This is a genomic window from Microbacterium album, assembly GCF_014643695.1.
GTDB lineage: Bacteria > Actinomycetota > Actinomycetes > Actinomycetales > Microbacteriaceae > Microbacterium > Microbacterium album.
Map to the genome: position 1 here is coordinate 1 of NZ_BMJY01000031.1, position 4,650 is coordinate 4,650.

Annotated in this window: 3 protein-coding genes; all 3 read right to left on the reverse strand. The window is 70.8% G+C overall.

Going from position 1 to position 4,650, the window contains the following annotated elements; genetic code table 11:
- Nucleotides 1-35: 35 nt before the first annotated feature.
- Nucleotides 36-1,865 (reverse strand): purple acid phosphatase family protein, encoded by a 1,830-nt coding sequence (locus tag IEX37_RS15760; protein WP_229663329.1) that lies wholly within the window; start codon nt 1,863-1,865, stop codon nt 36-38.
- 215 nt (nt 1,866-2,080) lie between these two features.
- Nucleotides 2,081-3,811, reverse strand: coding sequence for a COG1470 family protein (locus tag IEX37_RS15765; protein ID WP_188757328.1), 1,731 nt, complete (start codon nt 3,809-3,811; stop codon nt 2,081-2,083).
- A 100-nt stretch (nt 3,812-3,911) separates the two neighbouring features.
- Nucleotides 3,912-4,523, reverse strand: a complete 612-nt coding sequence (locus tag IEX37_RS15770; RefSeq protein ID WP_188757329.1) for a hypothetical protein — start codon at nt 4,521-4,523, stop codon at nt 3,912-3,914.
- Nucleotides 4,524-4,650 lie beyond the last annotated feature (127 nt).

The following is a 4,650-nucleotide window of genomic DNA, read 5'->3' on the forward strand; positions in this document are numbered from 1 at the left end:
GGGGGGGGGGGGGGGGGGGGGGGGGTAAGTCTGGGTCAGCCGACCGCGGGGTAGCCGGCGGTCTTCTCGACCTCCACGCTCTCCCCGTCGACCACACCCGTGACACGGACCTTCACCTCACCGGCCGGTATCGACGTCTGGCGCGAGTTGAGCAGCACATTGGCTGCCCTGCCCGGCTGCACCGCGGTGAAGGACTTCGAGCCGTACGGCGTCTCGATGACCATGTCCACGGCGACCGTGTCGTTGTTGACCGTCGCGACGGACACGTACTGCATGCCCGCCATCACGCGTGTCGACGCGTTCACCGACACGTTCAGGTCCTTGGCCGGCTCCTCCGGCTCCTCCGGCTGCTGGGGGTTGTTGCCGGTGTCGGGGTCGTCGGTGAGGTCGGTGACGATCTTGGGGCTGTTCCAGCCGTTGCCGGGCTTGTCGACGCGGTAGCCGTCGTAGAACTCGCCGGTGGCGAGGCGGGCCTGGTAGAGGAGGGAGCCTTCGGAGACGTCGATGAGCTGGTAGAGCTGGATGTTCTGTCCGTTGACGCGGAGGTTGGCGCCGTTGTTGGTCCAGTTCTGGCCCTGGTTGAGGGAGTACATCTTGCCGCCGGAGACGGAGATGGAGTAGACGGTGCCGTGCGACTTGGTGGGGTCGTTGGGGTCGTCGTCGGTGATGAGGTTTCCGCGGTTGTAGACGTGGTCGTGGCCCTGGAGGACGAGGTCGACGCCGTACTTGTCGAACAGGGGGGTCCAGTCGGCGCGGACGAGGGAGTTGTTGCGGGTTCCGGTGCCGGCGAATGCGGGGTGGTGGTAGGTCACGACGGTCCACTTGGGGCGCTCGGGGTCGGTGAGGACCTGCTCGAGCCATTCCTTCTGCGCGGCGCGGACGTGCTCCTGGACGGGGCCGTTCTGGAGGGGGCTGGAGTCGAGGGAGATGTAGCGCACGCCCTGGTAGTCGACGTAGTAGGCGCTGCGCTCGACCTCGGGCATGGGGGTGCCGTCGGCGAGGGCGGGGCCGTTGGAGGGGAAGGGGAACTGCGGCTTCCAGAACGGGGAGATGCTGGTGGAGGAGTTGTATTCGTGGTTGCCGGGGGTGGCGATCACGTTGCGCTGCTGATTGCTGTAACCGGCGGCCGCGTACCACTCGGCCCATTCCTTCTCCTGGATGCGGAGGGAGGAGTCGGTGGTGCCGGTCTGGTTCATCAGGTCGCCGGCGTGGAGGAGGATGCGCGCGTCGGGGCGGTCCTTGACGGCCTGCTGGAAGACGCGGGGGACGGCGGAGTCGATGTAGTTCTGCGCGTCGCCGAAGTAGATGAACGAGTACGGCTCGAGTCCGTCGGCGGCCGTGGTGAAGTCCATCCACGGGCTCCAGTTGTTGATCGAGCTGGCGCCCGAGCCGCTGGTGACGGGCTGGGTCGCGTCGCCGACGCGGTAGGAGTAGCGAGTGTTGGGCTTCAGGCCGGTGAACTCGGCGGTGTGGTACCGGTTCACGTATCCGGTCTTGGGGTCGACCTCTTCGGTGAACGCGGCCTCGACCTCGATCACGTCGTAGGCGGCGGCGTTGGAGCGCTGCACGTCGCCGAACGCGGCGGGGGCCTCGACGATCTGGGCGCGGGGGGTGGCGGAGTCCGCGCGCCAGGTCACGCGCTGGCTGGTGGCGGGGTCCTCGGTGGGGATCAGGGTGATCCGGTCGGGGACGGGGGTGATCGCATAGCGCTGCGCGGCGGGGTACGGGGTGTCAGCAGCGAAGGCGGCGGAGGCGGTGAGGCCGACGGAGCCGATCGTTGCGCACACGGCGACCGCGAACGCGAGCGCGACGCGGCCACGAGGGCGACGGGGAACGGGAGAACCGGAGAGCGGATGAGCAGTCACGTGCCCTGACGCTACGGAGACCGGATGAATCCGAGGATCGCGGAGGCGGCCAGTCGGTGTCTTCGAGATGACGGTGAGGTGAAGCGGTCCTCGTCCCGCCGCCCGGCGGAGGGTCGGGCGGACAGGGTCGGCGCTGCGGTGCCGGCGCATGCGAACAGGACCCGGTGCCCCTGGGTTGAGGGGTGCCGGGTCCTGTTCGTCGGACGCGGACGATCTCAGACGGTGCGTCGCCGGGTGGCGGTCAGCATCCCGCCGAGCACGATGAGCGCGACGGCGCCGAGCGCGACGCCCCAGGCGATCTGCCCGCCCGTGAGGGGAAGCGAGGGCGCCGGGGACGGTGCGGATGCCGGCGTCACCGTGGCCTCCGTCCAGGCCAGGATGGTGCCGCTCGTGTCGGTGATGACGAGGCGGTGCATCCCCGTGGGGGCGTCGATGGGCACCGTGAAGGTCACCGAGCCGTCCGCCGTCACGGTATCCGAGCCGAGGGAGGTCGGGCTGGAGAACAGCCAGCCGCACAGGAGCTCTCCGACGTAGTCGCGGCCCACGGGAGCGGTGATCGTGCCGCCCTGGGGCACGGACAGCAGCGTGGACGAGCGCAGCGCGCCGCGGTTGTCGTCATGCAGCTGTGCGGCGGCGGGAGCGGGGGCGGAGACGCAGTCGACGCCGTGCGTCGGCTCCGGCTCGGGGGCGGGCGGCGTCGCAGGAGGGGTGACGGGCGGCTCGGGCGTGGGCTCCGGAGTGATCTCGACGTTGAGGTCCACGCCCGAACGGCTGTCGCCGTCGGCCGCCTGGGCGACGGGAGCCTGGAGCAGCTGCCCGGCGGCGAGCAGGCCGATCAGCGCCAAGCCCGCGGACGTCCTGGCCGCGCGACGCGAGGGCGGCGGTGTCGCGGCCGGTTGCGCGGACGCTGCCGACTGTGGCGGCCCGGCGGACGCGCCGGCCAGCGCCTCGGCACGCGCCTGCTCGATGAGTCGTTCGGTCTTCTGCTTCTCGTGTCGTCGTCGCCACACGGTCCATGTCAGCAAGAGGGCTCCCACTCCTAGGGTCGCGAGCTGCGACCACGGCATTGCGAGGAACGTCGCCTGCGCCGTTGCGGGCGCGGCTTCGTCGAAGTCGAGGTCGTCGGAGACGGCCTCGGGTTGGGCGTGCAGGGTCACGTCGTAGGTGAACAGCGGCCAAACGGAGGGCACGCGCACCACGCCGCGCCGCGTCTCGCCCGGAGCGATCTCCCCGATCTGCTCCCCGGTGATCGTGCGTGCCGCGATCCCGAACGGGCCGGACAGCGAGATCTCCGGTTGCGCGCGCAGGCGGGTGTTGCCCGTGTTGGACACCTCGTATGCGATGTCCACTGACCCGGCTTCGAAGGGGTTCGCCATGCCGGCGTAGGCGCCCGTCGCGGCGACGCTCAGTTGCGCCACCAGATCCCCGGTCACCCGGGTCATGACGCGGAACCCGACGCGGGACTCCACGCCGAGAGTCCCGTCGCCGGCCGAGCGGATGCTCGCGGCCACACCGGCGGGATGGTCCCCGGGGCCCGCGTCGTCGGGGACCGTCACGGTGAAGGGAACGGCTTCGGAAGCGCCGGCGGGAACGACGACGCTCTCGGGCAGGTCGATCCAGGTGCCGGCGGCGACGGATACCTGATCGCCGGCGAGCATGTTGAAGCGGCCCGTCTCGGTGAAGTACCCGTCGGCAGAGGTGAGGCGGAACTCCACGTCCCTGCGGCTGTGGTTGGTGACGACCATGTGCTCGCTGAGCACCTCTCCCGGTTCGGCCTCCCACTCCACCCACGAACGTCCGTCCTCGCCGTTCTCATCGCCGGGACGCACCGACCATGTGACCGGTCCCTCCTCCGTGGCGGCCACGGCGGGCTCGGCCAGCAGCGGAGAGGTCAGCAGGACGGCGAATGCAGCGGCAGCGGCGATCAGGGAGGACACGGTTCTCACGGAGTGGGCTCCTTTCACGAGCGGGACGGCACGCGCGGAGGGGGCGTGCGAGCGGGCGGGGAGGGTGCGCACGAAGGCTCCCTCCCCGCCCGAGCAGCGCTTACTCGAACAGCGACAGGGTGATCGTCGACGAGTACGAGCCGGCCGCGACGTCGGCGGGGACGACGAGGTTCAGGTCCGCGGTGGCGGAGAAGACGCCGCCGGCGGCGTTGCCCTCGCCCGAGGCGACCGAGTAGAGCAGCTCCTGGTGGATCAGGCCCGGGGCGGTGGGGGCGACGTCTCCGCCGACGAAGACGAAGTCCTCGCCCTCGCCCTCACCCTCGACGAACTGCGGCGCCCACCCCAGGTTCGCGGCGGGGATGGTGTTGTTCGAGTCCGCGTCGACGAAGTCGCTCGCCGAGCCCAGCACGTACCACGCCGCGAGCGGGTCGACGCTCTCCGCGTCACGGGTGTCCGTGACCGTGACCTTCGGCAGCGTGCCCGTGAACTCGCGCTCCAGACCCGAGGTCTCGGTCTCGACGAGCGTGGTCTCGGCGGCCTCGACGGTCATCGCGAGCGAACCGGGCGCTGCGAGCTCCTCGATCTCGACGTTCACGTCCACGGCCTGGTTGCCCAGCTCCGTGTCATCCGCGACGGCGGCCGAGCCGGCGGCCATGAGCACGGCCGCGCCGAAGGCGGCGACGGAACCGCGGAACACAACAGACTTCTTCATTTCGTTCTCCCTTGGGGTAGGACACACGACGCCCGGGTGACGTCGTGACGTTCGGATGGATCCGCGGGCGCGCGCCGTCCGGCACGCGAGCAGCGCGCGCCCGCGGGGGGGGGGGGGGGGGGGGGGG